The following is a 24,315-nucleotide window of genomic DNA, read 5'->3' on the forward strand; positions in this document are numbered from 1 at the left end:
TCTGCTCCGCGGGAAAAGGAGCCGATTGTAGCGCCAGACCACAGAAAGAAGGCGGGTGAAAAACCTGTGGGAGCGAGCTTGCTCGCGAAGGCGATAGGTCAGTCACATCAATGTTGAATGACACACCGCTTTCGCGAGCAGGCTCGCTCCCACATGGGATCAGTGCAGGTCAGTTGGAGAGTTGATTGGCGAACTGGCCCACTGCGTTGACGACTTTCTGCGCACCGTCCTGAATTTCGACAATCACCGTGCCCGCCTCGGCCGCCAGCGCCAGCCCTTGTTCAGCCTGAAGCTTGCCGTCGGTCATCAGCGCCACGGCGTTGCGCGCCATTTCCTGGTTCTGCCGCACCACGGTGACGATCTCTTCAGTCGCCTGACTGGTGCGCGAGGCCAGTTGTCGCACCTCGTCGGCCACCACCGCAAAACCACGGCCCTGCTCACCGGCGCGCGCCGCCTCAATGGCAGCGTTGAGCGCCAGCAGGTTGGTCTGTTCGGCAATGCCGCTGATGGTTTTGACGATGGTGCCGATCACCTGCGACTGCTCGTTCAGTGCCTCGATGCCCTCACCGGCAGCCTGCATGTGCCGCGACAGATCACGCATCACATTCACCGCCTCGGTGACCACGGTGGTGCCACGTTGCGCGGTGCTGTCGGTTTGCTGCGAGGTGCTGTAGGCGATGCTGGCTGCGTCGGCGACGGCTTGTTCGCGGTTGACCTGATCAGTGATCACGGTGGCGAACTTCACCACTTTGTACAGTTTGTTGTTGGCATCGACCACCGGGTTGTAGGACGCCTCCAGCCACACCGTACGACCATGGCTGTCGACACGCTTGAAGCGATCAGCGACGAATTCACCGTTGTTCAAACGGCGCCAGAAGTTCTGGTACTCGGCGCTGTTGTATTCCTCCGGGGTGCAGAACAGGCGGTGATGTTTGCCCTTGATCTGCGCCAGGCTGTAACCCATGCCGCTGAGGAAGCGATCGTTGGCATTCAGCACATTGCCGTTGAGGTCAAACTCGATTACCGCGGTCGAACGCACCAGCGCACCGATGAGGTTTTCGTGTTCACGAGAAGCTTCGATGGTGCGGGTCAGGTCGCTGGCGAACAGCGAAATATGCTTGATTCGCCCGTCCGAAGAACGCACCGGTTGCACGATCGAACGCAGCCACGCTTCCTCACCATTACCGCGCAACAGGCGCACGGCACCAGCGAAGTGCTCGCCGCGGGTCATGGCGTTTTTGAAGCGATGATGGAATTCGTCGGACTTCACGTGGGCCGGGACGATGTCTTCAATCGCCCGACCGATCAGGTCCTGACTCTTGTAGAGCATCTCGGTGAGAAAGTTCTGGTTGACCGACTGAATGCGCCCGTCGGGTTCAAGGTTCAGCACCAGCATCTCGCTTTCCAGGCTTTCCTTTACCTGCACGAGGCTGGAGAGTTCTTCACGAAGAGCGGCCAGCTCTTGCTTCAAGCGTTTGTTGAACATGGGGAGTACCGATGGGCAGGTTGGAAAGCGGGATGCAGCCTAACCATCGGCCTTGAAAATCTTTTCTGAAGAGCGTTTGCGACCCGACGGTCAAAAATAGTTCCAAGCTACCGAGTCAGGCAGTTCCCGCCACCTGGCAGGGTCCCGTGCGCGGCATACGCGAGCCGAAATACGCCGCTGTCAGGAGGCCCACCACCCCCATCACCGCGCAGAACATCACGCAGATCCATGGGCTCCATGGCATCAGACCAATCAGCAGCAGCGGTGTGATACTCGCCCATGCGGCGTAGGCAATGTTGTAGGTGAAGGAAATGCCTGACACGCGAATACGCGCCGGGAACAACCCGACCATCACCGAAGGCACTGCGCCGACAACACCGCACGCAAGACCGGCCAAGGCGTAGGCGGCGCCGACCCAATCACCACCGCTGATCAAACAACCGTAAAGCACGCCGACGCCCAATGGCAGCAACAGGCTGTAGAGCATGACCGTGCGCCACGCGCCAATGCGATCGACCAGCAACCCGGCGATCACGCAGCCGATGTTGAGGAAGACAATGCCCAGTGCACTGAGGGCGAAGGTGTGGCTGGCGGTCATGCCGAAGGTTTTCTGCATCATGGTCGGCGTAATGACGACGAACACCACCACCGCCGAGGTCAACACACAGGTCAGCAGCATCGCTGGCAGCATCGCCAGGCGGTGCTCGCGCAGTACCGTGCGCAGCGGCAGCTCTACCCGCGCTTCACGCTGCGCTTCCATGGCCATGAACACCGGGGTTTCGCTCAGCCAGCGGCGCAGATAAACGCCAATCACGCCGAACACGCCACCGAGCAGGAACGGGTAACGCCAGGCGTAATCGAGGATTTCCGCCGGGGTGAACACTTGTGCGAGGAACGTCGCGGTCAACGCGCCGATCAGGTAACCGAAGGTCAGCCCGGCCTGCAAAAAGCCCAAGGCATAACCGCGATGGCCGGTCGGCGCGTGCTCGGCGACAAACACCCAGGCACTCGGCACTTCACCGCCTACCGCCGCACCTTGGAGGATGCGCAACGCCAGCAGCAACAGCGGTGCGAAGTAACCGATCTGCGCGTAGGTCGGCATGATCCCGATCAGCAGGCACGGCAGCGCCATCATCAGGATGCTCAGGCTGAAGACTTTCTTGCGCCCGAGTTTGTCGGCGAAATGCGCCATCAGAATACCGCCCAAGGGCCGCGCCAGATAACCGGTGACGAAAATCCCGAAGCTTTGCAGCAAACGCAGCCACTCGGGCATTTCCGGCGGGAAAAACAACTGGCTGAGGGTCAGGGCGAAGAACACGAAGATGATGAAATCGTAGATTTCCAGCGCGCCGCCAAGGGCCGCAAGGCCGAGGGTCTTGTAGTCGGAACGGCTGAACGGCGCAGGTTTGGCCGGAGATTGGGCAGTCATGGCAAAGAACTCGGAAACAGGCAAAAAACCAAGGCGCCCATGGTCTACGCAAATGGGCGGATGGACAACCCGTTAGACCATAGTCCCGGTTTTGCAAAACCGGCTCACAAAGCACCGGCAGTTGAATTACTGTTAATGCCTGTCCAGCGGGACCACGCCAACCCCGGCCAACCGCAGTGAACCTCATGTGGGAGCGAGCCTGCTCGCGAAAGCGTCAGCCCAGCCAACTTCAATGTTGAATGTGCCGGCCTATTCGCGAGCAGGCTCGCTCCCACAGGGATCTCTGTGTTGTGGAGATCGGCGAGCGTTCCCGCGGACCACAATAACCATAAAAATCCGAGGTATTCCCTGTGGCCGTTGATATCGAAGATAGCCGCTCCGCACGCTTTGCCCTGCGCTGCTCCAGCTTTGCCGAACGCTGGTTTCCCGATTCCTGGGTGTTCGCCGCACTGGCCGTGATCATCGTCGCCCTGGCCACACTGGCCATGGGCGCTAAACCCACCGATGCGGCGATGGCGTTCGGTGACGGTTTCTGGAGCCTGATTCCATTCACCATGCAGATGGCCTTCGTGGTGATCGGCGGTTACGTGGTCGCCAGCTCGCCACCCGCCGTGAAACTGATTGACCGGTTGGCACGCATCCCGAAAAACGGCCGCTCCGCTGTGGCGTGGGTCGCGTTGATCTCAATGGTCGCCTCGTTGCTCAATTGGGGCCTGTCGCTGGTATTCGGCGGTTTGCTGGTACGCGCCCTGGCCCGCCGCACCGATCTGAAAATGGATTACCGCGCCGCCGGTGCCGCTGCCTATCTGGGCCTTGGGGCGGTGTGGGCGCTGGGTCTGTCGTCGTCGGCCGCGCAGTTGCAAGCCAACCCGGCCAGCCTGCCGCCGTCGATCCTGTCGATCACCGGGGTGATTCCGTTCACCGAAACGATTTTCCTCTGGCAGTCCGGCGTGATGCTGCTGGCGCTGATCGTGATCTCGATCATCATCGCCTACGCCACCGCTCCCGGGCCGAACTCGGCGCGCGACGCCAAGGCCTGCGGCATCGACCCGGCCTTCAACCTGCCTCCGCTGCAACCGCGTACGCGTCCCGGTGAATGGCTGGAACACAGTCCGCTGCTGATCATCGTGCTGGTATTGCTGGCGGCGGGATGGCTGTTCCACGAATTTTCGACCAAACCGGCGATCACTGCGATTTCCGGGCTGAACACCTACAACTTCCTGTTCATCATGCTCGGCGCCTTGCTGCACTGGCGGCCGCGCAGTTTCCTCGATGCCGTCGCGCGTGCGGTGCCGACCACCACCGGCGTGTTGATCCAGTTCCCGCTGTACGGCTCGATTGCCGCACTGATGACCACGGTCAAAGGCACCGATGCGCAAACCCTGGCGCACCACATCTCGACGTTTTTCGTCAGCATCGCCTCCCACGACACCTATGCGCTGCTGATGGGCGTGTACTCGGCGATACTGGGTTTCTTCATTCCGTCGGGCGGCGGCAAGTGGATTATCGAAGCGCCGTACGTGATGCAGGTCGCCAATGATCTGCAGTATCACCTCGGCTGGGCGGTGCAGATCTACAACGCGGCCGAAGCGCTGCCAAACCTGATCAACCCGTTCTACATGCTGCCACTGCTCGGCGTACTGGGACTGAAAGCGCGGGATCTGATCGGTTTCTCGTTCGTGCAGTTGCTGGTGCACACGCCACTGGTGCTGCTGTTGCTGTGGGCGCTGGGGACAACATTGGCGTATACGCCGCCAGTCATGCCGTAACCCAGAGCGGGGTGCAGTCATGCTGGCCGCGCCCCGCACTTTTCTCCTGAAACAGCCCTGTATCGGGCTGCCTGTCGCAAATAATGGCTCAGAGCCATCATCCTGCTTTACCGCATCGTCCCCTCGGTAATATTCTGCGCGCCCATAAATGTTTCATTTTTTACCAAGCGCAAAGGGAGTTCGTTGCAATGATCGTAGGGATTGACCTGGGAACCACCAACAGCCTGGTCGCCGTCTGGCGTGGTGATGCCACCGAGTTGGTGCCCAATGCCCTGGGTCAGTTCCTGACACCGAGCGTTGTCGGGCTGGATGATCAGGGCCGGATTCTGGTCGGTCAGGCGGCGCGCGAGCGTCTGCACACGCATCCGCGTCTGACCGCATCGCTGTTCAAGCGCCACATGGGCAGCGCCACGGAAGTTTATCTGGCCGACAAGGCATTTCGCCCGGAAGAACTCTCCGCCTTGGTGCTCAAGAGCCTGAAAGAAGACGTCGAGCGCGCTTTTGGCGAAACCGTCACCGAAGCCGTGATCAGCGTCCCGGCCTACTTCAGTGATGCCCAGCGCAAGGCCACGCGGATCGCCGGCGAACTGGCCGGGCTGAAGGTCGAGAAGCTGATCAACGAGCCGACCGCTGCCGCCCTCGCCTATGGACTGCACCAACGGGACAAGGAAACTTCGTTCCTGGTTTTCGACCTCGGTGGCGGCACGTTCGACGTGTCGATTCTGGAGCTGTTCGAAGGGGTCATGGAGGTGCGCGCCAGCGCCGGTGACAACTTCCTCGGTGGCGAAGACTTCGACACCGTGCTGCTTGAGCACTTCATCAGCCAGCACCGCTCGGCCGCAGACTTCCCGGAGCGCAGCAGCGTCATCCAGCCCCTGCGTCGCGAGGCCGAGCGCGTGCGCAAGGCGCTGGGGCAGGACGACAGCGCCGAATTCCGCTTGCAGCTCGGTGAGCGGCAGTGGACGCAAATCATCACCCAACAACAGTTGGCAACGCTGTACATGCCGCTGCTCGAGCGCCTGCGCGCGCCGATTGAGCGGGCGCTGCGCGATGCGCGCATCCGTGTCAGCGACCTCGACGAGATTTTGCTGGTCGGCGGCACCACGCGCATGCCGCTGGTACGCAAACTCGCCGCCGGGCTGTTCGGCCGCTTCCCGTCGATCACCCTCGACCCTGATCAGGTCGTGGCACAAGGCGCGGCCATTCAAGCGGCACTCAAAGCCCGCGCCGCCGCGCTGGAAGAAGTGGTGCTGACCGACGTCTGCTCCTACACCCTGGGCATCGAGACCTCCACTCAGGTCGGCCGCACCTATGAGAGCGGCCACTACCTGCCGATCATCGAGCGCAACAGCATCGTGCCGGTGAGTCGGGTGAAAACCGTTTACACCCTGCACGACAATCAGGAACAGGTGGTCGTGCGCATCTTTCAGGGCGAAAGCCGCCTGGTCAAAGACAACGTCGCACTCGGCGAACTGGACATCAAGGTGCCGAAACGCAAGGCCGGCGAAGTTGCCCTCGACGTGCGTTTCACCTACGACAACAACGGCCTGCTCGAAGCCCAGGTGAAAATCCCCCTGACCGGGCAACAGCATTCGCTGGTCATCGAGAACAACCCGGGCGTGCTGTCACCCGAGGAGATCCAGCAACGCCTGGCGAACCTTGCGCAACTGAAGATTCACCCGCGCGAGCAACAGGTCAACACGCTGCTGAGTGCACGTCTGGAGCGCCTCTATCAGGAAAGCCTGGGCGATCTGCGTGATCTGATGGGCGATTGGGCCAAGCAATTCCAGATCGCCCTCGACTCTCAGGATGAACGCCAGATCCGTGAAGTGCGCACCGACTTGAGCCGACGCCTGAGCGAACTTGATCGCACCCCGTGGCAATAAGGAGCCTGGCCATGGATTGCTGGTCGGTGCTGCACCTGCACGATGACGCTGAAGCCCGCGACATCAAACGCGCCTATGCGCGCCTGCTGAAAACCTTCCGCCCCGATGAGGATGCCGAAGGTTTCCAGCGCTTGCGCGAAGCCTACGAACAAGCGCTGGCGATTGCCCGGTGGCGCCTTGAAAACGCTGAGCCTGCCGACGATGAAGACGTCGCCGTAGCCACGGCTTCCAGCGCCTTTGCCGCGCTGGCATTGGATGCCGCACTGGCAAAAACCCCGGCGCAGGATGTTGCAGCGTTTGAGTTCCCGCCCGTCAGTCCGGCCGCCCCGCAAGCGTTTACGCCGCCCGAGAAGGACGATGTTCGACGTGTCGAGCCACTGGCGGCGGACGCTTTTGTGGACGCCCAAGCCATTGAAACGCAGGCCGCCCTGCAACTGCTCGAAGATCTAACGCCCGACAACCTCGACGAGCGCTGGAATCAGGCGCAACAGCAAAGCTGCGCCAAGGCCTTCGAAAGGCTGTTGCTGCAGCTGTGCTTTGAACATCCCCACCTGCGCAGCCCGGTGCTGAATTGGGCCGTCGAGCAACTCGGATGGTTGGGGCCGTGGCAAGAAGTCCTGATGAATGATCATCAGCGCGACCGGCTCGCTGAAAGCCTGATGGCCGATTACCGAAACGCCTTGCAGACGCTGCTCGAAAGCCAGAGCGAACGCGAATTTCTCAACGTGCTCAAACGCTACAGCGCTCAACCGTGGCTGCAGGTATTCGATCGCCGTGAACAATGGCAGCAAACCCTGCTGCACTTGCTCAATGACACTGAGTGGAGCGTGCCGCTGTTCGACCGCATCGGCCAACTGTTCGGCTGGGATCACAACAAAGGCCTGCACCCGCAACCGGACTGGCTCTGGGACACCTTGATCGAACGCTGCGATCAGGAAAGCTTCTATGACAATCTGCGCGCCAAGGCTGAAAGCGACCGGACGTGGGCGGCCGACGTGCAAGCGGCGCATCTGTTGATCAATCCGCTCAAGCCCCTGCAGCAGAAGAAGATCATCGACGGCTTTGGTCAGAATGAATGGCAGGCCTGCCATGACTTGTCGGAAAAACTCACGTGGCGTTTCCCCGAACTGCTCGCTCGCTTGCCCTACGCCGATGTTTTTTACTGGCGGCGGTTCCTTCCGCGACCGATTGCCGCCGAAACCTGGGTGTGGGTCTGGACGGCGATTGCCTTGGCGCTGTTCCTGCAAACTCTGCCCTCCCAACAAAAAACCGCCATGAACCTCGTCTTCATGCCGATGTTATTTGCCTGCGTGCCGGTCTGGTTTTTCCGCTTCGCCCTGAGTTGGTGGGTGGTGCTCACGTCCTATGTCATCGTGCCGGACCTGTGGCTCACCGAATGGCTGATTCCGCGCAAATGGAACCCTGACACGCGCTGGCTGGTGATACGCCATGGAGTACCGCAAGGGGTGATGGTGCTGCTGTTTTCGCTGTTGCTTGGCCCGCTGGGGGCGCTCACTTATGTCGGCACGCTCTTGATCGGGCTGGTGCACAAACGCCGTATCGGCTCGCTCGATACGGAGCTGAGCCAACGTCGTCCTTGGCTGACAGCGCTGCACTGGGCGCGCTTCAGTCCGTTGCAATTGCTGTTTCTGGTGGTCATGACCGCAATCACGGCAGCCAGCAGACTCGGTTTTTCGCTCAGCCAACTCATGCCCGGCTAGGCAAGCAGCGCCGGTGCCGCTTGTCATCCCTCCGTCACATTCACTTGGTAGCGTCCGCCCGAAACATACTGAAACAATTAAGCAAGAACGGGCTGACAGATGAAAGACGACACAGACGGCACTGACGCACCTGAATCCAATCACCCCACCGACACCAGTCGCCGCCGCTTCCTTGGCGGCGTCGCGGTGCTGGGTGTCGGTGCCACGCTGACCGGGTGTGGCAGCACCAGCGATCAACCGGGTAAACCGGCCGAGCGCCCGCTGACGCCCGCCGAGCTGGACAAGGCCCTGCGCGACCAAGTGAAAACCGTGGTGGTGATCTACGCCGAAAACCGCAGCTTCAATAACCTGTTCGGTGATTTCCCCGGTGTCGAAAAACCGCTGTCAGCGCTCCAGCCCGGCGACTATCAACAACGTGACCGCGACGGCTCGCTGCTGCAAACCTTGCCGCCCGTCTGGGGTGGCGTGCTGCAGATCGGCCCGCAAACCCTCGATGGCGTGACCTACCCCAGCGCCACGCAGTTTCAGGAAAATTTGCCCAACGCCCCCTTCGCTCTCAAAGGCCCGAACGCTGAAGATTTGCCGTTCGGTCTGGTGACCCGCGATTTGTGGCACGTGTTCTATCAGAATCAGATGCAGATCAACGGCGGCAAAAACGATGGCTTCGTTGCCTGGGCCGATTCCGGTGGCTTGACCATGGGCCACTACGCGCAGAGCCGTTATTCCCTGCGCCTGTGGGACGTCGCTCAGGAATTCGTGCTGTGTGACAACTTCTTTCAGGGCGCCTTCGGTGGCTCGTTCCTCAACCATCAGTACCTGATCAGCGCCACCGCACCGTTCTATCCAGACGCGGCCAATTCGGTGGCCAAGTCACAGATCGCCGCGCTGCAAAGCGACGATCCGGCCGATTCGCGCCTCAAACCGCTGGAGCAATCCCCCGCCAGCGCCATGAGCGGCCCACCGCAGTTCGGCCCGAGTGCGCTGACCCCGGATGGCTTCGGCGTCAACACCCTCGCCCCGCCCTACTGGCCCACATGGATTCGCGACCCCGAGCGCCCGGCGTACTCCAAAGCGGATCTGCCCAACGTCATGGTGCCGCAGACCCACGAACACATCGGCGACAAGCTGTCGAAAAAGAACATCGATTGGGCCTGGTACGCCGGCGCATGGCAGGCGACGCTGGATCAGTACAAGGATTCCGGCGGCATTCCGAAGATTCCGAATTTTCAGTATCACCACCAGCCGTTCAACTACTTCAAGCAGCAAGGGCCGGAAAACCCTGACGAGCGCAACAAGCGTCTGCGTGATGCTGGCTTGGGTGACGAATCGAGCAGCAACAAGTTCTTCGCCGATGCCGACGCGGGCAAGTTGCCGGCGGTGAGTTTCTACAAACCCCAGGGCAACCTGAACATGCACGCCGGTTATGCCGACGTGGCCTCCGGGGACCGGCACATCGTCCGCGCGTTGAAAGTGCTGCGCGAAAGTCCGCAATGGCAAAACATGGTGGTAATCGTCACGGTCGACGAGAACGGCGGCTGGTGGGATCACGTCGCACCGCCCAAGGGTGACCGCTGGGGCCCGGGGTCACGCGTGCCGGCGCTGGTGGTGTCGCCGTTCGCGCGCAAAGGCACGGTGGATCACACGGTCTACGACACCGCGTCGATCCTGCGGCTGATCACCCGTGTCTTCCAGCTGGAGACCCTCGACGGCCTCAAACAACGGGATGAGGCGATGATTGCCCGGGGTCAGAAACCCATGGGCGATTTGACCAACGCCCTGCATTTTCAAGTTTGAAAACCAGCCCTGCGAGTTTGCGCAAAATTCTGCCGATGACGGCTTCTCTGTCAAACGCGGCTGATCCACTATGAGCCGCCCCCGAAACGCGGGGAACCGACGCTGAAAAGGATCTGAGCATGTTCAAATTCGCAGGACTTAACCCGATAGCATTGGCTCTTGCCGCGCTCACGCTGAGCGCGGCCGCCCACGCCGATGTCGACTTGAAACTGGGCAGCACTGAGCGCGTCACCCGCCTCTTCGCTTACCCCAACAACTGTAACGTCATCTGTTTCCGCAACTGGACGCTGGAACAGACCGTCGCCCATTACCTGAGCCAGAGCGTGCAGCGCGATGGGTATGCCGATGCCAAGGTGTTGGTAAAAACCGACAACGGCCAGCTCTACGCCGAAATCACCGGCGTGCCGAAGGATTACGACAAACCGCTGTCGGCGCTGCTGGATGCGGGGGATCTGGCCTACACCGGCGCGAGCAAGCTCAACGCCGACGGCAAGTGGGCCTACAGCTGGTATCTGTTCCTGCCACTGGGCATGGCCCTGGAAAACCGCAAAAGCGTCGAGTTGCTGCACTTCCCGCCGGATTACTCGCTGACCCAAGCGCAGGATTATCTGCGTTCGAACACCACCGATCGCTGGGCCACGCTGCTGACCGACAATGGTATTCCTGCCGGGCAGACGCCGGCCTATCAAACCATCATCGACATTGCCCCGATCGCTGCGCCGTCCAATGCCGGCAGCGACCTGGAAGGCGTGTATGACTACTTCAAGGACTACCAGACCACGCTGGTCAAACAATTCAGCCAGACCGCCAGCGGCACGACGCTGCCGATGGTCGCGTTCGGCGCGCCGGTGCGTAACTGGATCAAGCAGCAATACGGGCCAACCGTGAATGTATTGGGGCTGGCGACCATCAGCCCGAGCGAAGGTGTGAAAGTGCCCGTGCTGGGTTCGAACCACCCGAGTTACATCTGGTACGCCTCTGACCCGAAGAGCTACACCGGCGACGATGCGCAAGCCAAGGCCGATGCTGCAGGCCTGAAAGTCATGGGGCAGGATTTGAGCGCCGCCTGCTGGCAGGCCGGCATGGGCAGCAAACCGGGCAGCGATGCGCAAACAACGCTCAACAGTTGCACGCAGACGTGGCAAGTCACGCAGAAAGTCAAAACCTGCGAGCTGTTCTACACCTCGATCCGCAATCTGACCCCGGAACAGGCCACCGCCAAGTGCGCGACCACCCCGATCAAGACTCAACTGAAGCAACTGCAGGCACCGCTGCCAGCCACTGCAATCCCCGCCCCGCACCTGTAATCGCTTGAGGCATTCCCGTGTCAGCCAAGGCTGACGCGGGAATACGTCTAAATCGCCTGTCAGATCTGACAGTAGACCAGCTATACCTAATAAGACACGATTGGATCCAACCAGCAGTATTGCAGCGCTGACAGGACGTCAACCCAAGGAAGTCGCAAAAGCCTTGCGACAAGGACTGATATGAACATCCACGCTATGGCGCACTCGCCGCCACGCGATACTGAAGGCATCTATCCCTTCGCCGGCCTGCCCGTGCGCCTGGGGTTTCCGGCCAGCGCCGATTTCGAAATCCTTCAGGATGGATACGGCGCCCCTACGGCGGTCGCCGCGCGGCGCGAGTTCCTGCACACCCACCGGATGTGCCGGGTGTCCGGGCAATTACTGCCGTATCGCTGCCGCCAGACCCGACAATTGCTGACGGGCATCCACATCTACGATCCGCGCTTTTGCGGATTGATCGAACACGCGTGCGACCCCAACGTGTTTCTCGACATGAGCGAGTTATGGTTGTGGGCGTTGAAAGATATCCACAGCGGCGAAAGGCTGACCATGGACTACACCGCCACTGAAGACAAACTGCTGCACCAGTTTGCCTGCGGTTGCGGTTCGCCACGCTGCCGTGGGTGGATCACCGGCTACGACGAACCACCCACCCTCGAAGGTCAGCACTTTCTACAGCGCTGGCGGCATTCAGGTCGCTGAAAGGTGCGCTGGAAGCTGAGTTATACCGCGCCAACCGGCCGCAAACGATACTGCGGCGGCAGTTGCTCGAAACCACTGATGGTCGTGTTCAGGCTTTTCCAGCGGCCATCCTTGATGCCGTAGATGCAACCGTGGATCGACAGGCTCTGCCCGCGATGCCAGGCGTTCTGGATGATGCTGGTGTGGGCGACGTTGGCCACTTGCTGGACCACGTTGAGTTCGCACATGCGATCAACCTGCTCTTCTTCCGTCGGCAACTTGGCCAGTTCTTCACGTTTTTCGTAATACAGATCACGGATCGAACGCAGCCAGCCGTCGATCAGACCGAACTGCCGGTCCTGCATCGATGCGCGCACACCGCCGCAGCCGTAGTGACCGGTAACGAGGATATGTTTGACCTTGAGCACGTCGACTGCGTACTGGATCACCGACAGGCAGTTGAGGTCGGTGTGCAGCACCACGTTGGCGACGTTGCGGTGTACGAACAGATCGCCCGGCAACATGCCGACGATTTCGTTGGCCGGTACGCGTGCGTCGGAGCAACCGATCCACAGATATTCCGGCGTTTGCTGGCGCGCCAGTTTGGCGAAGAAATCCGGGTCTTCCTTGGTGATCGCGTCAGCCCAACGCTCGTTGTTATCAATCAGGTCTTGTAAGTCATGCATGCTGTAAGGCCTCAAGAAAGATGCGCTGGTATGACAGACGACCACCCGTCGGGGTCACGCCGCCAGCGCAAGTGATTTCATTGGAATTCTCGTGTGCCCGGTGAGTCCACCTAAGTAAGGCCCACAGTATGAGGAATTGCCATGACTGATTCACGACGCCCTTACGATGCGGTGCAACCAGAGCCCATCGATGATAACGAAGACCGCATGGGTTCGGTGCATGAGCTGGATTTCGATGAAGACCAACCGAGCGCGAAAATCGGTGACGAGATTCCCGAACGTGAACGCGAGCAGTTGATGCCGCGTGAGCGGGTGCGCGAGGCCGGGATGACCGGGGCTTCAGTCAGTGATCATGAGCCGACTGACGACGACATGAGCCCGGAAACGCTGATTCATGAAGACGGTGCGCGGGATGCCGGAGAGGCTGGGGAAGGCAATCAGGCCGATTGGGATCTGAGCATTGTCGATGAGGATGACATTGGCGGTGGCAATGGGCTGGATGAGGCGGAACTGGCGCGGCGTGAGCCGCTGGATGGTAACCGCTGATCTTCGTTGCCTGACAGGACGCTTTCGCGAGCAGGCTCGCTCCCACAGGGGTTTCGGGTTGCGCACAAATTGGTGAACGCCCTGAGTCCAATGTGGGAGCGAGCCTGCTCGCGAAGCTTTTAAAGGCGATCAGTCAACCAGGGTGCAGGCCATGACCACCGCGTCTTCACGCCCACCCACCGCCGGATAATAATCCCGGCGCCGGCCAATCTCATTGAAGCCATAACGCTCATACAACTTGAACGCACCCGTATTGCTGTCGCGCACTTCCAGAAAACATTCCCGCGCCGAAGCCGCATACGCCCGCGACATCAGATGCTCTAGCAACGTCAGCCCCAGCCCGCGCCCCTGATTCTCCGGTTTGACGGTGATATTGAGCAGATGCGCCTCATCCAGAATGATCTGCACCACCCCGTGGCCAACCTGCTGCTCACCCTCGAACATCAGCCAGATCTGGTACTTGCCCAGCCCGTCGAGAAAAATCCCCCGCGTCCACGGATGGCTGTAAGCGGCGTACTCGATTTTCAGCACGGTTTCCAGATCCGCCTCGGCCATCGGGCGGAACGATACAGCGTCACTCATTCGATTCTTTCCAGCGCGCCATCAGCCGACGCATGGCTTGCCACACAGCGGCCTTGCGCTGTGGCTCTTCCATTAACAATTCCAGACCGGGAATGGCCCAGGCCGAGCCCAGACCTTCGATCTGCAATTCACGATTGAACGCTTCGGCATCCGCTTCACCGGCGAAACGCACCGCCGGCAGGCCGATCAGCCACAGGCAGGCGCACGGAGCGGCTTCCATTTGCACGGAAAGGAAACCCTGCACAAAGTCACGCGCCGCTTCCGGGCCCTGATCCATGGTGCCGCGATTGAGCCACGGCCAGCGCACCGGCTCGCCGACGATTTGCGGCGCATCCGGCAGACCGGCGGCGCGCAACATGTCTTTGAGCAACAGATAAGCCGGATCGCGGCTCTGGAACGGTTCGCCTGTGGGTAACTCGACCAGCAGCAGGCAACGTCCGGCGCGCAGCAATTGCAGGGCGAAACGCGGTGGGGGCACCGGGGCCGGTTTGACGACGACTGGCGTGTCGTCGACCTCTTCTACCGGTTTGGCACCGGTGCGGGTACTCGCCAACGACGGCCGCGGCACTTCGATTTTCGGACGTTCGACCGGACGAGCGACAGCCGTTTGCACCGGGGCTTCGGCCTGCGGAGCAAGCACGACCGGCGCCTCTACCTCGGGCTCGGGCATGTCCAGCAGCTCGGGCCGCGACGGTGCGGCGAAGGGCAATTCGGTGCGCGGCAGCCAATTGACCACCTGCATGGCGTTCAAATAGGCGCGGCGGCGGGACTCGATTAGCAAGGGTCGGCCACTTGTGGATAACTGAAGTGCGCTGATTCTACCGCCCTTCGCTCAAGATCGCCCGTTGTTGATCGACACACTTAAGCGAAAGAAAAACGACAGCCCGTCCCGAGAGTGAATCGCATCGGCCTTGATGCAGTACAATCGCGGCTTTTAATCGTCAACCAGCCGGCCATTCCGATGATCGAACCCAAGCGCGTCTTGCGCGCCCTCGCTGAACACTGGGCACTTCTGGAGCCACTGTGCGAGCACTTCGACCAAGGCACACTGAGCCTCAACGAACTGCGCACGCAACTGGCCGCCCAACAACTGGACAGCACGCCGCAGGACATCACCAGCCTGCTCGACGTGTGGATTCGTCTCGATATTCTGATTCCGGTGGCGAAAAGCCCGAACCGTTTCGAGCTGAACGCACAGATTCACGACTTCCTCGCTTACTTGCGTCGTGAACACCGCTTGGGCCTGTGCCTGGAAATCGAAGCCTATCTGCGTCACCTCGAGCGTCTGGCCGGTTACATCCAGGACGCGTTCGAAGTCCGTGATGGCCACGACCTCGCCCGCCAGTTGCGCCTGCTCGATATGCGCGTGCGCGACGTGCTGAAGAAACTCGACAACGACGAACAGGCGCTGGTGGCCGTCGCTGAACGGGCGAAAACCAGCGACCGGCAGATCCCGCTGCGTCAGCGTTACGCCGAAGTACTGGCGACGTGGGACGAATACGTCGAGCCGATGATCGATCTGGTGAACGCCGACGGCGCCTTCGAACAAGGCGTGCGCAAGGTCGAAACCGTGCTGCTGAAAATGCTCAGCGAACAGCAACGCCTCGGCCATCTGGTTGACGACGATATGCTCCTGCGCACCCACGCGCGCATCCTCGAAATGCAGACCAGCGCCCAACTGACTTTGCGTCATGCCCGCGAACTGCTGCTGCCGCTGCGTGAAGAAGCGCGCCGGCACAACGCCGTGACCCGTGGCGCCGCGTTGGCTTTGGCAGCGATTCGCCGCAAAGGCATCGACGCCGTGCCGCAAGCCGCAATGCCGCTGTTCACCCGTCCGCAAAGCACCTTCCTCGGCAGCGCCAGTCAGGTCGAAGCCTACGTCTATGCACTGGCGCGTTTCGAGCCGAAACCGGCGCGCTTCCCCAAGGCGCACAAGACCCAGAAAGGCGAAGCCCCGCGTGCTCCGCGTACCGTGCGCGAGATGGTCGACCGTTGCGAAGAAGCCCTGCCGATGCCGGATCTGATGACCTGGCTGCTGGAGCAGGAACCGGACGGCGCCACCGACGAATTGCTCTACTGGTTCTCGCGCCTGTCGCGGGAAAAACGCTTCAAGCGCGAGCGTCTGGAACGCCGCGAATACCACACTCATGAGCACCAGGTCAGCCTGCGCTCCTTCGCCCTGCTCTCGGCCAGCGACAGCGCCGCCGAGAATTCTGCGAGCATCCCCAATGCATCTTGATCTTTCCGAACTGTCGCAACTCGCGCCGATCTTCCGCGAGCTGTTCAAGGGTTACCACGTCAGCCGCCGCGACCCGGAGCTGTACGCGCAACTGTCGAACTTCCAGGATCAATACCGCACGCTGTTCAAGGCCCTGGGCTTTGAACTGGTCTGCGATACCCGTGGTTTCTACTACTTTGTGCCGGACATGGCCGCCGCGGCGGTGAACAAGACTGCCCAGCGTCTGGCGCTGTTCACCTTCATCCTCGTCGAGCATCTGGCCGATCAGGGCCGCGACCCGATCGCCGTGCTCGATGGCGGCAGCCTCGGCCGCGAAGAGCTGCCATCGCTGCTGGAGAAATACCGCGACCTGTTCATTCAGGCCGAAGTGCAGACCGTTGAAGAGCTCGAAGAAAAGATCATGCGCCGCATGACTCAACTCGGTTTCGCCAGCGAAGAAAACGGCGTGTATCGCTTCCTGCCGCCGATGCACCGCTTCCTCGATGTGTGCCTGTCGGTGCAGCAGGATCGCGATCTGGCAGCCAGCGTGCACAGCGTTCTGCCGCTGCCGGCACCGGTGCTGATCGACGAAGCCGCCGAAGCCAAATTCCTCGAAACCGACGACCCGCTCGATCTTTCAGAGTTTGAAGAAGAGAGCGAAGAAGACGCACTGGCCCGCGCCATTGCCGAAGAACAGGAGTCCGACGCATGAGCCAGGAACGCTACGGCATCCGCCGCTTTGCCCTTTTGAACACCGCCGGTTACAGCCTCGGCCTGTTCCCGCTGGAAGAACCGTTGTCGGTTTACGGCGCGAACAACCTCGGTAAATCGGCGTCGATCAACGCCTTGCAGTTCCCGATTCTGGCGCGCATGTCGGACATGAGTTTCGGCAAGTACAGCCTCGAACAGTCGCGGCGTTTCTACTTCGCTTCCGACACCAGCTACATCCTCGTCGAAGTGAACCTGCCCCATGGCCCGCACGTGATCGGCGTGGTCGGTCGCGGCCCGGGCGGTGGTTTCGGTCACCAGTTCTTTGCCTACGCCGGCAAGCTTGATCTGGCGCATTACCAGAAGAACGACACCTGCCTGCGCCAGAAAGAGCTGTTCAGCAACCTTGAGAAAGAAGGCCTGAAAGCTTACGAACTCAAGCCGGATGAATTGCGTCGCTTGCTGGTGGGCGGTCATACGTCGATTCCGCTCGACCTGACGCTGATCCCGCTGCGCTCCACCAGCGAACAGAGCCTGAAGACCTTCCGCGCGTTGTTCATCAACCTGCTGCACATGCGCGAAATCACCGCGGCCAAACTCAAGCAGTTGTTCCTCGATGCCTTCGAGCACAGCCTGCGTTCCGGTAGCGTCGATTACATCGCCGCGTGTGAAGAAGCCTTCCGCGATGTGCGGCGCATGGAACAGGACTACAACTCGCTGGTCGCGGCCGGCCCGCTGGTTGAGGCCTTGGCCAATGGCGTGAAACAGCGCGACGTGCTGCGCGGCAAACTGCATCGCCTGTCGCCGCTGCTCGACTCGTTGCTCGGCACCTGGTCGGACTACGCCAGTGCGCGCAAGGAAGAGCTGACTATTCAGGCCGACCACTACCGTGGCGAGCAGGACAGTCTGCAAAACGATCAACGCGGTGGCACCCAGGAACTGATGCGTCTGGAGCGGGAAATTTCCGGCATCCAGCGCTGGCTCGGTGAGCTGTCGGTGTTGAAGAATCGCTTCGCGCTGGTCGACGACGTCAAAGTGCTCGAGCAACAATTGCTCGCGGCCAAGGACGCTCACGACGAACTGGCCGGTGCCCTGGCGCAATCCCGCCAGTTCAGCGCCGAAGATTTGGAAGAGCGCGTGCGCGATCTGGAAAAACGCCTGAAGTCGGTGAAGCAGCAGCTCGATCACGCCGACAACAACAGCTACGCCCGTCTGCGCGAAGAGTTCTCGCAGCAGGATGTCGAGCGTCTGATGCGTCTGTTCAACAGCGCCCTGTTCAGCCTGCCGCTGGGTGAACACGGCATCACCCTCGACGACGATGGCGAGTGGGTCAAATCGGTCGAGCTGATCCTTGATGGCTTCAAAGGCGAGCGCTTCGAAGTGCCGGGCTTGTCCATCGACATCTCGCACATCGAGCCACCGGCGCTGCAAGCCTTGGCTGACCGCGCGGCATTGCGCGATCAGAAAGAGCGTCTGGAAAAAGAACTCAAGCAACTGAAAACCCAGCAGGCCGTGGCCGCCGACCGCGCCGCGAGCAAGACCCAGACCGAAGCGCTGTACCAGCAAGTGCTGGACGCGCAGAAAGCCCTGGAAGATTTCCGCCGCACGCAGACTTTGAGCGCTGAAGAAAGCGACAAACTCGAACAACTGGCGCAGATGGAAGGCGCGCAGGACGAACTCAAGCGCTCCAGCGATGCCTTCACCGAGCGCGTCCAGCAACTGTCGGCCAAGCTGCAACTGGTCGGCCGGCAGATCGCCGATATGGAAGCCAAGCAACGCACCCTCGACGATGCGCTGCGCCGTCGTCAGCTGTTGCCGGCGGATCTGCCATTCGGTACGCCGTTTATGGATCCGGTCGACGACTCGATGGACAACCTGCTACCGCTGCTCAACGACTACCAGGACAGCTGGCAAGGACTGTTGCGCGCCGATGGCCAGATCGAAGCGCTGTACGCGCAGGTGCGCCTCAAAGGCGTGGCCAAGTTCGACAGCGAAGACGACATGGAGCGCCGTCTGTCGCTGCTGATCAACGCTTATGCGCACCGCACCGATGAAGCGCTGACGCTGGGCAAGGCCCGTCGTGCGGCGGTCACCGACATCGCCCGGACCCTGCGCAACATTCGCAGCGACTACGACAGCCTCGAGCATCAACTGGCGCTGTTCAACCGCGAGATCAACAAGCGTCAGGTCTCCAACCTGCAGAGCTTCCGCATCGTCCTCGCGCCGAACAAAGAAGCCCTCAAGCACATCGACCAGATCATCCACAGCGCCGGTCAGTACGAAGAAGGCGAAACCCTGTCGGTGTTCGACCTCAGTCAAAGTGCCGAGCAGGACAACAAGAACGAAGAGGCCAAGGAATACCTGGCGCGGCTGGTGGCGGCAAACCACAACCAGCTCGGTCTCAAGGACTTGTTCGAACTGGCGTTCGAGATCACCAAGGTCAACGGTCAGCCGGTGATCCACACCGACATCGATGGCGCGGCGTCCAACGGTACGACCATGACCATCAAGGCGCTGACCAACATGTATTTGTTGCTGCACTTGATGGATCGCGATCAGGCCGGTCGCGTGCGTCTGCCGTACTACCTCGACGAGGCGGCGGACATCGATGAGAAGAACCAGGCCGCGCTGCTGGAAACCAGTCTGCAACTGGGCTTCGTGCCGATTCTGGCGAGTGTGAAGCCGCAGGTCTGCGCCAGTGTCGCGATCGACCTGGAAGGCGGCAGCGGTCCGGCAGGCATCTACATTGATGAGGCGGACTGGAAGTACATCCGTCGCCATGATGTGGTGAAGGCTACGGTCAATGTTGAAGCGGATGAGCCGGAGCTGGATGCGGTTTGATCGGCGTTAACTGAAGGCAAAAAAGGGCCGCGATCTGTTTGGATCGCGGCCCTTTTTTATGGCTTGGGGTTTGTGCTGATTTTGCGGGCCCTATCGCGAGCAGGCTCACTCCCACAGGGATTAGCGTCGAACACAATTTTTGTGTACACCGCTCATCCACTGTGGGAGCGAGCCTGCTCGCGAAGGCGTCCTTTCAGACGCCGAATAATCTGGAGTTTATTTACCGAGGGAAATCTTCGGCGCCCACGTCAGCCACTCATCCTCAAACTTGTCGAACAACGGAAACGTCTGCTCAGCCCGCGCCGGGTTACCCATGCGCTCGCCATCCGGCGTAGCAAAAGCAATCCCGCCCTGAATCGCCGTCTCCAGCGACTCGGTGCGCACTGTCAGTCCGTTGAACAAACCGATATCGAAACCGACACCGCTGGTGTTCCAGAAGCGGCTACCGCTACGCACCAACGGCGCATATTTAGGCTCGATCAGAATGTGTACCAACACACGATCAGCGGTCTGGCCCAGTTCATAACCGGTGACCTTACCCACAGTAATTTCGCGGTAGGTGACTGGCACACCCGGCTTCAGCGAACCACGACGGGCAGCGCTGAGTACCAGACTCAGACCCGCCTCTTGCTTGGTGACTTCCGGCGCACTGGCCAGGGCAACGAAGTTTTTCTGCGGGCCGAGGTTCTTGGCCGCCGGTTGCACTTCGATGTACTGCCCGGTCACCAGGGTTTCCAGATTGGCAGTTTTGATCAGGCCCAGCTCCGGTTTGACCACCCAGAACTGACTGCCGACTCGGGCGATCTTCTCTGGCACTTCGGTGATGCGCGCCGTGAGGATGACCGATTGCAGATCGTCAGTCAGATCGACACTTTCAATCTTGCCGACATCCAGTCCCTTGAAGCGCACCGGGGTGCCACTACGCAGACCATCAGCGCGATCGACTTTGATCGTAACCACCGCGCCTTTCTGATTCGCCTCATCATGGTTGGCGAACAGACGGAAACGCGGAATACGTTTCTGCAGCGGCGCCTTCGCTTGCGGTGTCTCGAAGGCGATACCACCGGCCATCAGGGTCTGCAGCGACTCACTCTTGACCTGAATGCCACCGGTCAGTCCGCCGGTCAACGTGATGCCACTGACATTCCAAAAGCGCGTCGAGGCGTTGACCAGGTTTTCGTATTCCTTATCGATGTGCACGCCAATGACCAATTGCTTCTTGGTCTTGGAGAACTGATAGCTCTGCACCGAACCGACCTTGACCTGTTTGTACAGAATTGGACTGCCGACATCGATCGAGCCGAGGACATCGGTGAACAGCACCAGGTGCAAGCCCGGTGAGCGCAGATCCAGCGGCGGCGCCTTTGGCCGGGCCTCGAATTCGCGTTTCGGTGCCGCACCTTTGTCGCCCGGGCGTACGGCGATGTAGTTACCTTTCACCAAGGCTTCCAGACCGGTGATCCCAGCCAGAGAAATCGACGGTTTAACTACCCAGAACTGCGTGCCATCGACCAGATAGTCCTCAGCCAATGGATCGAGAGTGAGCTCGGCTGTGGCACTGTTCAGGTCAGGATCAACCTTCAGCGCCTTCATGTTGCCGACTTGAATGCCTTTGTACATCACCGGTGTGCGGCCGGCCTGCAGTCCTTCGAAGTCGCTGAGTTTGACCTTTACGCGGATCCCGGCAGCGGCAGCGTCGAAGTCCTCATAGAGACGGAACGGCAGGCTAGGATCGGTCGGCGGGCTGTCTTTGCGGTTTTCCGGTGTGGCGAAGGCGATACCACCCGCGACGATGCTGGCCAGCGATTCGCTGCGTACTTTCACGCCGGACAGGTTGGCGTCGATGCTGATGCCGCTGGCGTTCCAGAAACGCGTGTGTTTGCGCACCAGTTTGGCGTAGGTCGGCTCGATGAAGACTTTGAGCTCAACGGTACTTTGGTCTTCCGAGAGCACGTAGCTTTTGATCTGGCCAACCTTGATTTGCTTGTAGAACACCGGGCTGCCGCGGTCCAAAGAGCCGAGACGATCCGCCTTGATGGTCAGGTGCAGACCGGGTTTGGCATCAGACAGCGGCGGCTCTTCGGCCAGCGCTTTGAACTTGCGCACCGGCTCGCCTTCGCCGGGACTGATGGCCACGTAGTTACCCGAAACCAGGGTTTCCAGGCCGGTAATACCGGCCAGGGTCACACTCGGTTTGACCAGCCAGAAGCGCGTGCTGGTTTTGAGGTATTGCTCGACGTCTTTATTCATCTCGACGGTGGCAATCACGCCTTTGGAGTTGCCCTCATCGTCGAGCTTGAGCGCCTTGACCTTACCGACCGACATGCCTTTGTACATGACCTCGGTCTTGTTGGCCTGAATGCCTTCGCCGCTTTCAAAGCGGATCTGAATTTCGATACCGGTTTCGGAATAGGCACGCCAGCCGAGCCAGCCGCCGATGATCAGCGCGATCAGAGGCAGTACCCAAATGGCAGACCAGTTCGAAGCCGGTCGGGTTTTCGCTACGGGCAAATCAGTCATGGTCGTCGTCCGACTCCGTGTTATCCCAAATCAGTCGGGGATCGAAAGTTACTGCGGCGAGCATCGTCAGAATCACCACACTGGCGAAGGCGATGGCACCAAGATTGGCTTCGACACTGGCAAGCCGGCCGAAGTTGACGACCGCCACGAGAATGGCGATCACAAAAATATCGAGCATCGACCAGCGGCCGATGAACTCGATGAAGCGGTACATCCAGATGCGCTGACGAGCCGACAATGGCTGACGTCGTTGCACCGAAAACAACAGCAGTGCGATACCGACCAGTTTGAAGGTGGGCACCAGAATACTAGCGATAAACACCACGGCCGCGATCGGAATCATGCCGTGCTGCACCAACTGGATCACGCCGGACATGATGGTGCTCGGATCACCCTGACCCAAGGAGCTGACCGTCATGATCGGCAAGACATTGGCCGGAATATAGATGATTGCTGCCGTGATCAGCAGTGCCCAGGTGCGCACGAGGCTGTTCGGACGGCGAGCGTGAACCAGCGCACCGCAGCGGGTGCAGGTTTGCTCGTCGGTATCCGCTTCCTGTTTGTTCAATTCGTGGCATTCGGTACACACCAGAATGCCCGCATCAATCGCCCGCATGAGCGTCCTCTCCTGATAACGCCTGCCAGATCTGGTGCGGTGACATCACCACTTCCAGCCAGACCTGCACCAACAACAGACCGATGAAACACACCAAGCCCAGACCTACGGTAATGGCGGCCATGTCCGCCAGTTTGACGATCGCCACCAGTACGCCCATGAGGTAGACCTCGAGCATTCCCCAGTCTTTGAGGTGGTGATAAATGCGATAGAGCAGCAAGCCGTAGTTACGACCAATATCGAAACGGATCGTCAGTAACACGAACAACTGGCACAGCAATTTCAGCAGCGGGATGGCCATGCTGCACAGGAATACGACGATCGAAACGCCCTGCATGTCGGTGTTGAACAGGCCGAGCACGCCACTCCAGACCGTATCCTGCGAAGACTGCCCGAGGATATTGAGCTGCATGATGGGTAAAAAGTTTGCCGGGATGTACAACAGCAATGCCGCAATCACCAAGGCAAGGCTGCGCTGCACCACGTTATGACGGTGAGCGTACAACTCGTAACCGCAGCGCGGGCAGAGCGCTTTCTCACCATGGGCAAGTGTGGGCTTGCGCATCAGCAGGTCGCACTCATGACAGGCCACCAAGTCTTCCAGCGGTAAATCTGACAGCCCGGGGGCGTCAACCGACTCTGACATAAAGGCTCTGGCTCCGAATAAGGTGGGGCTATTCTAGTGTTCTGATTCGAAAATAACTGTGCAAATTTGTTCGCTGTCGCGAGCAAAAAACTTTCCTGCGGGCAAAACAAAACCCCAACTGCTTTCGCAATTGGGGTTTCGGAATTTAATCTTGACGATGACCTACTCTCACATGGGGAAACCCCACACTACCATCGGCGATGCATCGTTTCACTGCTGAGTTCGGGATGGGATCAGGTGGTTCCAACGCTCTATGGTCGTCAAGAAATTCGGGTACCGAGTCGTGGCCTTGTGGCCTCGCTTCAGCAAATTGGGTATGTGACAGCTAGGTGTTTTGTGAACATCGAACTTTCGGTTCGTTTCGTCTTCACACACCGCAATCTGGCCTTTCGACGCAAATTGCTTGGGTGTTATATGGTCAAGCCTCACGGGCAATTAGTATTGGTTAGCTCAACGCCTCACAGCGCTTACACACCCAACCTATCAACGTCGTAGTCTTCGACGGCCCTTCAGGGAACTCAAGGTTCCAGTGAGATCTCATCTTGAGGCAAGTTTCCCGCTTAGATGCTTTCAGCGGTTATCTTTCCCGAACATAGCTACCCGGCAATGCCACTGGCGTGACAACCGGAACACCAGAGGTTCGTCCACTCCGGTCCTCTCGTACTAGGAGCAGCCCCTCTCAAATCTCAAACGTCCACGGCAGATAGGGACCGAACTGTCTCACGACGTTCTAAACCCAGCTCGCGTACCACTTTAAATGGCGAACAGCCATACCCTTGGGACCGGCTTCAGCCCCAGGATGTGATGAGCCGACATCGAGGTGCCAAACACCGCCGTCGATATGAACTCTTGGGCGGTATCAGCCTGTTATCCCCGGAG

Annotated in this window: 18 protein-coding genes, 2 rRNA genes and 1 pseudogene (1 of these 21 only partly in view); 10 read left to right on the top strand and 11 right to left on the bottom strand. The window is 60.0% G+C overall.

Annotated features, from left to right (window positions below; translation table 11 throughout):
• Nucleotides 1-169: 169 nt before the first annotated feature.
• From AB4N44_RS12510 to AB4N44_RS12520, 3 genes and pseudogenes are all read right to left on the bottom strand, one after another.
• Nucleotides 170-778 carry a methyl-accepting chemotaxis protein gene (locus AB4N44_RS12510; RefSeq protein WP_446730742.1) on the bottom strand — a complete coding sequence of 203 codons (609 nt, stop codon included), beginning with the start codon at nucleotides 776-778 and terminating at the stop codon, nucleotides 170-172.
• A pseudogene (locus AB4N44_RS12515) lies at nucleotides 758-1,486 on the bottom strand (PAS domain-containing protein); the annotation flags it as partial. The pseudogene AB4N44_RS12515 and the gene AB4N44_RS12510, both read right to left, overlap by 21 nt.
• A 115-nt stretch (nucleotides 1,487-1,601) precedes the next feature.
• Complete coding sequence (locus tag AB4N44_RS12520) at nucleotides 1,602-2,915, bottom strand: MFS transporter (protein WP_127929776.1); 1,314 nt, start codon at nucleotides 2,913-2,915, stop codon at nucleotides 1,602-1,604.
• Nucleotides 2,916-3,265: 350 nt separating this feature from the next.
• On the opposite strand from AB4N44_RS12520, the gene AB4N44_RS12525 reads away from it, so the two are divergent.
• The 6 genes from AB4N44_RS12525 to AB4N44_RS12550 all read left to right on the top strand — a co-directional run bounded on the left by AB4N44_RS12525 (nucleotide 3,266) and on the right by AB4N44_RS12550 (nucleotide 12,094).
• Nucleotides 3,266-4,684 (top strand): short-chain fatty acid transporter, encoded by a 1,419-nt coding sequence (locus AB4N44_RS12525; RefSeq protein WP_007912940.1) that lies wholly within the window; start codon nucleotides 3,266-3,268, stop codon nucleotides 4,682-4,684.
• A 188-nt stretch (nucleotides 4,685-4,872) separates the two neighbouring features.
• The gene (locus AB4N44_RS12530) at nucleotides 4,873-6,570 is read left to right on the top strand and encodes a molecular chaperone HscC (RefSeq protein ID WP_127929777.1); all 1,698 of its coding nucleotides are present in this window, start codon (nucleotides 4,873-4,875) and stop codon (nucleotides 6,568-6,570) included.
• Between the two features lie 11 nt (nucleotides 6,571-6,581).
• Nucleotides 6,582-8,291: a J domain-containing protein gene (locus AB4N44_RS12535; RefSeq protein ID WP_316917105.1), complete on the top strand. Its 1,710-nt coding sequence runs from the start codon at nucleotides 6,582-6,584 to the stop codon at nucleotides 8,289-8,291.
• A gap of 99 nt (nucleotides 8,292-8,390) precedes the next feature.
• Nucleotides 8,391-10,085 carry an acid phosphatase gene (locus AB4N44_RS12540; RefSeq protein WP_460108782.1) on the top strand — a complete coding sequence of 565 codons (1,695 nt, stop codon included), beginning with the start codon at nucleotides 8,391-8,393 and terminating at the stop codon, nucleotides 10,083-10,085.
• A 119-nt stretch (nucleotides 10,086-10,204) separates the two neighbouring features.
• Nucleotides 10,205-11,392 carry a hypothetical protein gene (locus AB4N44_RS12545; protein ID WP_460108781.1) on the top strand — a complete coding sequence of 396 codons (1,188 nt, stop codon included), beginning with the start codon at nucleotides 10,205-10,207 and terminating at the stop codon, nucleotides 11,390-11,392.
• 180 nt (nucleotides 11,393-11,572) lie between these two features.
• Nucleotides 11,573-12,094: an SET domain-containing protein-lysine N-methyltransferase gene (locus AB4N44_RS12550; RefSeq protein WP_127929781.1), complete on the top strand. Its 522-nt coding sequence runs from the start codon at nucleotides 11,573-11,575 to the stop codon at nucleotides 12,092-12,094.
• A 20-nt stretch (nucleotides 12,095-12,114) separates the two neighbouring features.
• Here the strand turns inward: AB4N44_RS12550 and can are convergent, their stop codons facing one another.
• Nucleotides 12,115-12,759 (bottom strand): carbonate dehydratase, encoded by a 645-nt coding sequence (gene can, locus AB4N44_RS12555; protein ID WP_460108779.1) that lies wholly within the window; start codon nucleotides 12,757-12,759, stop codon nucleotides 12,115-12,117.
• A gap of 141 nt (nucleotides 12,760-12,900) precedes the next feature.
• Between can and AB4N44_RS12560 the strand changes: the two genes are divergently transcribed.
• Nucleotides 12,901-13,305 (top strand): serine kinase/phosphatase, encoded by a 405-nt coding sequence (locus tag AB4N44_RS12560; protein ID WP_460108777.1) that lies wholly within the window; start codon nucleotides 12,901-12,903, stop codon nucleotides 13,303-13,305.
• A 129-nt stretch (nucleotides 13,306-13,434) separates the two neighbouring features.
• On the opposite strand, the gene rimI is transcribed toward AB4N44_RS12560, so the two are convergent.
• Together rimI and AB4N44_RS12570 are read right to left on the bottom strand one after the other, a co-directional pair.
• On the bottom strand, nucleotides 13,435-13,887 hold the full coding sequence (rimI, locus tag AB4N44_RS12565) for a ribosomal protein S18-alanine N-acetyltransferase (RefSeq protein ID WP_460108775.1): 453 nt from the start codon (nucleotides 13,885-13,887) through the stop codon (nucleotides 13,435-13,437).
• The gene (locus AB4N44_RS12570) at nucleotides 13,880-14,629 is read right to left on the bottom strand and encodes an energy transducer TonB (protein WP_160042582.1); all 750 of its coding nucleotides are present in this window, start codon (nucleotides 14,627-14,629) and stop codon (nucleotides 13,880-13,882) included. The genes rimI and AB4N44_RS12570 overlap by 8 nt, the downstream gene beginning before the upstream one ends.
• Nucleotides 14,630-14,848: 219 nt before the next feature.
• Here AB4N44_RS12570 and mksB point away from each other — a divergent pair, with 219 nt between their 5' ends.
• From mksB to mksF, 3 genes are read left to right on the top strand one after another with little or no spacing between them, the layout of a single operon-like run.
• Nucleotides 14,849-16,126 (top strand): Mks condensin complex protein MksB, encoded by a 1,278-nt coding sequence (gene mksB, locus AB4N44_RS12575; RefSeq protein WP_026000484.1) that lies wholly within the window; start codon nucleotides 14,849-14,851, stop codon nucleotides 16,124-16,126.
• Nucleotides 16,116-16,817: an Mks condensin complex protein MksE gene (gene mksE, locus AB4N44_RS12580; protein WP_007912968.1), complete on the top strand. Its 702-nt coding sequence runs from the start codon at nucleotides 16,116-16,118 to the stop codon at nucleotides 16,815-16,817. The genes mksB and mksE overlap by 11 nt, the downstream gene beginning before the upstream one ends.
• Entirely contained in the window at nucleotides 16,814-19,654 is a 2,841-nt protein-coding gene (gene mksF, locus AB4N44_RS12585) for an Mks condensin complex protein MksF (RefSeq protein ID WP_102901100.1), read from the top strand. Before mksE ends, mksF begins: the two co-directional genes overlap by 4 nt.
• Before the next feature lie 216 nt (nucleotides 19,655-19,870).
• Here the strand turns inward: mksF and AB4N44_RS12590 are convergent, their stop codons facing one another.
• The 5 genes from AB4N44_RS12590 to AB4N44_RS12610 all read right to left on the bottom strand — a co-directional run.
• Complete coding sequence (locus tag AB4N44_RS12590) at nucleotides 19,871-22,174, bottom strand: PqiB family protein (RefSeq protein ID WP_127929785.1); 2,304 nt, start codon at nucleotides 22,172-22,174, stop codon at nucleotides 19,871-19,873.
• Nucleotides 22,167-22,790: a paraquat-inducible protein A gene (locus tag AB4N44_RS12595; protein ID WP_016983584.1), complete on the bottom strand. Its 624-nt coding sequence runs from the start codon at nucleotides 22,788-22,790 to the stop codon at nucleotides 22,167-22,169. Before AB4N44_RS12595 ends, AB4N44_RS12590 begins: the two co-directional genes overlap by 8 nt.
• Nucleotides 22,777-23,436 carry a paraquat-inducible protein A gene (locus AB4N44_RS12600; RefSeq protein ID WP_160041846.1) on the bottom strand — a complete coding sequence of 220 codons (660 nt, stop codon included), beginning with the start codon at nucleotides 23,434-23,436 and terminating at the stop codon, nucleotides 22,777-22,779. Before AB4N44_RS12600 ends, AB4N44_RS12595 begins: the two co-directional genes overlap by 14 nt.
• A 149-nt stretch (nucleotides 23,437-23,585) precedes the next feature.
• Nucleotides 23,586-23,701: ribosomal RNA gene (gene rrf / locus AB4N44_RS12605) — 5S ribosomal RNA — on the bottom strand.
• Nucleotides 23,702-23,850: 149 nt separating this feature from the next.
• Nucleotides 23,851-24,315, bottom strand: a 23S ribosomal RNA gene (locus AB4N44_RS12610); it runs 2,429 nt beyond the window's last position.

Source organism: Pseudomonas sp. S3_C06, from assembly GCF_054667675.1.

Bases quoted from the DNA above. Each gene is read 5' to 3' on its own strand.
- AB4N44_RS12520 (WP_127929776.1), bottom strand. From the start codon at position 2,915: ATGACTGCCCAATCTCCGGCCAAACCTGCGCCGTTCAGCCGTTCCGAC.
- AB4N44_RS12530 (WP_127929777.1), top strand. From the start codon at position 4,873: ATGATCGTAGGGATTGACCTGGGAACCACCAACAGCCTGGTCGCCGTC.
- AB4N44_RS12535 (WP_316917105.1), top strand. From the start codon at position 6,582: ATGGATTGCTGGTCGGTGCTGCACCTGCACGATGACGCTGAAGCCCGC.
- AB4N44_RS12540 (WP_460108782.1), top strand. From the start codon at position 8,391: ATGAAAGACGACACAGACGGCACTGACGCACCTGAATCCAATCACCCC.
- AB4N44_RS12545 (WP_460108781.1), top strand. From the start codon at position 10,205: ATGTTCAAATTCGCAGGACTTAACCCGATAGCATTGGCTCTTGCCGCG.
- AB4N44_RS12550 (WP_127929781.1), top strand. From the start codon at position 11,573: ATGAACATCCACGCTATGGCGCACTCGCCGCCACGCGATACTGAAGGC.
- can (WP_460108779.1), bottom strand. From the start codon at position 12,759: ATGCATGACTTACAAGACCTGATTGATAACAACGAGCGTTGGGCTGAC.
- AB4N44_RS12560 (WP_460108777.1), top strand. From the start codon at position 12,901: ATGACTGATTCACGACGCCCTTACGATGCGGTGCAACCAGAGCCCATC.
- rimI (WP_460108775.1), bottom strand. From the start codon at position 13,887: ATGAGTGACGCTGTATCGTTCCGCCCGATGGCCGAGGCGGATCTGGAA.
- AB4N44_RS12570 (WP_160042582.1), bottom strand. From the start codon at position 14,629: ATGCAGGTGGTCAATTGGCTGCCGCGCACCGAATTGCCCTTCGCCGCA.
- mksB (WP_026000484.1), top strand. From the start codon at position 14,849: ATGATCGAACCCAAGCGCGTCTTGCGCGCCCTCGCTGAACACTGGGCA.
- mksE (WP_007912968.1), top strand. From the start codon at position 16,116: ATGCATCTTGATCTTTCCGAACTGTCGCAACTCGCGCCGATCTTCCGC.
- mksF (WP_102901100.1), top strand. From the start codon at position 16,814: ATGAGCCAGGAACGCTACGGCATCCGCCGCTTTGCCCTTTTGAACACC.
- AB4N44_RS12590 (WP_127929785.1), bottom strand. From the start codon at position 22,174: ATGACTGATTTGCCCGTAGCGAAAACCCGACCGGCTTCGAACTGGTCT.
- AB4N44_RS12595 (WP_016983584.1), bottom strand. From the start codon at position 22,790: ATGCGGGCGATTGATGCGGGCATTCTGGTGTGTACCGAATGCCACGAA.
- AB4N44_RS12600 (WP_160041846.1), bottom strand. From the start codon at position 23,436: ATGTCAGAGTCGGTTGACGCCCCCGGGCTGTCAGATTTACCGCTGGAA.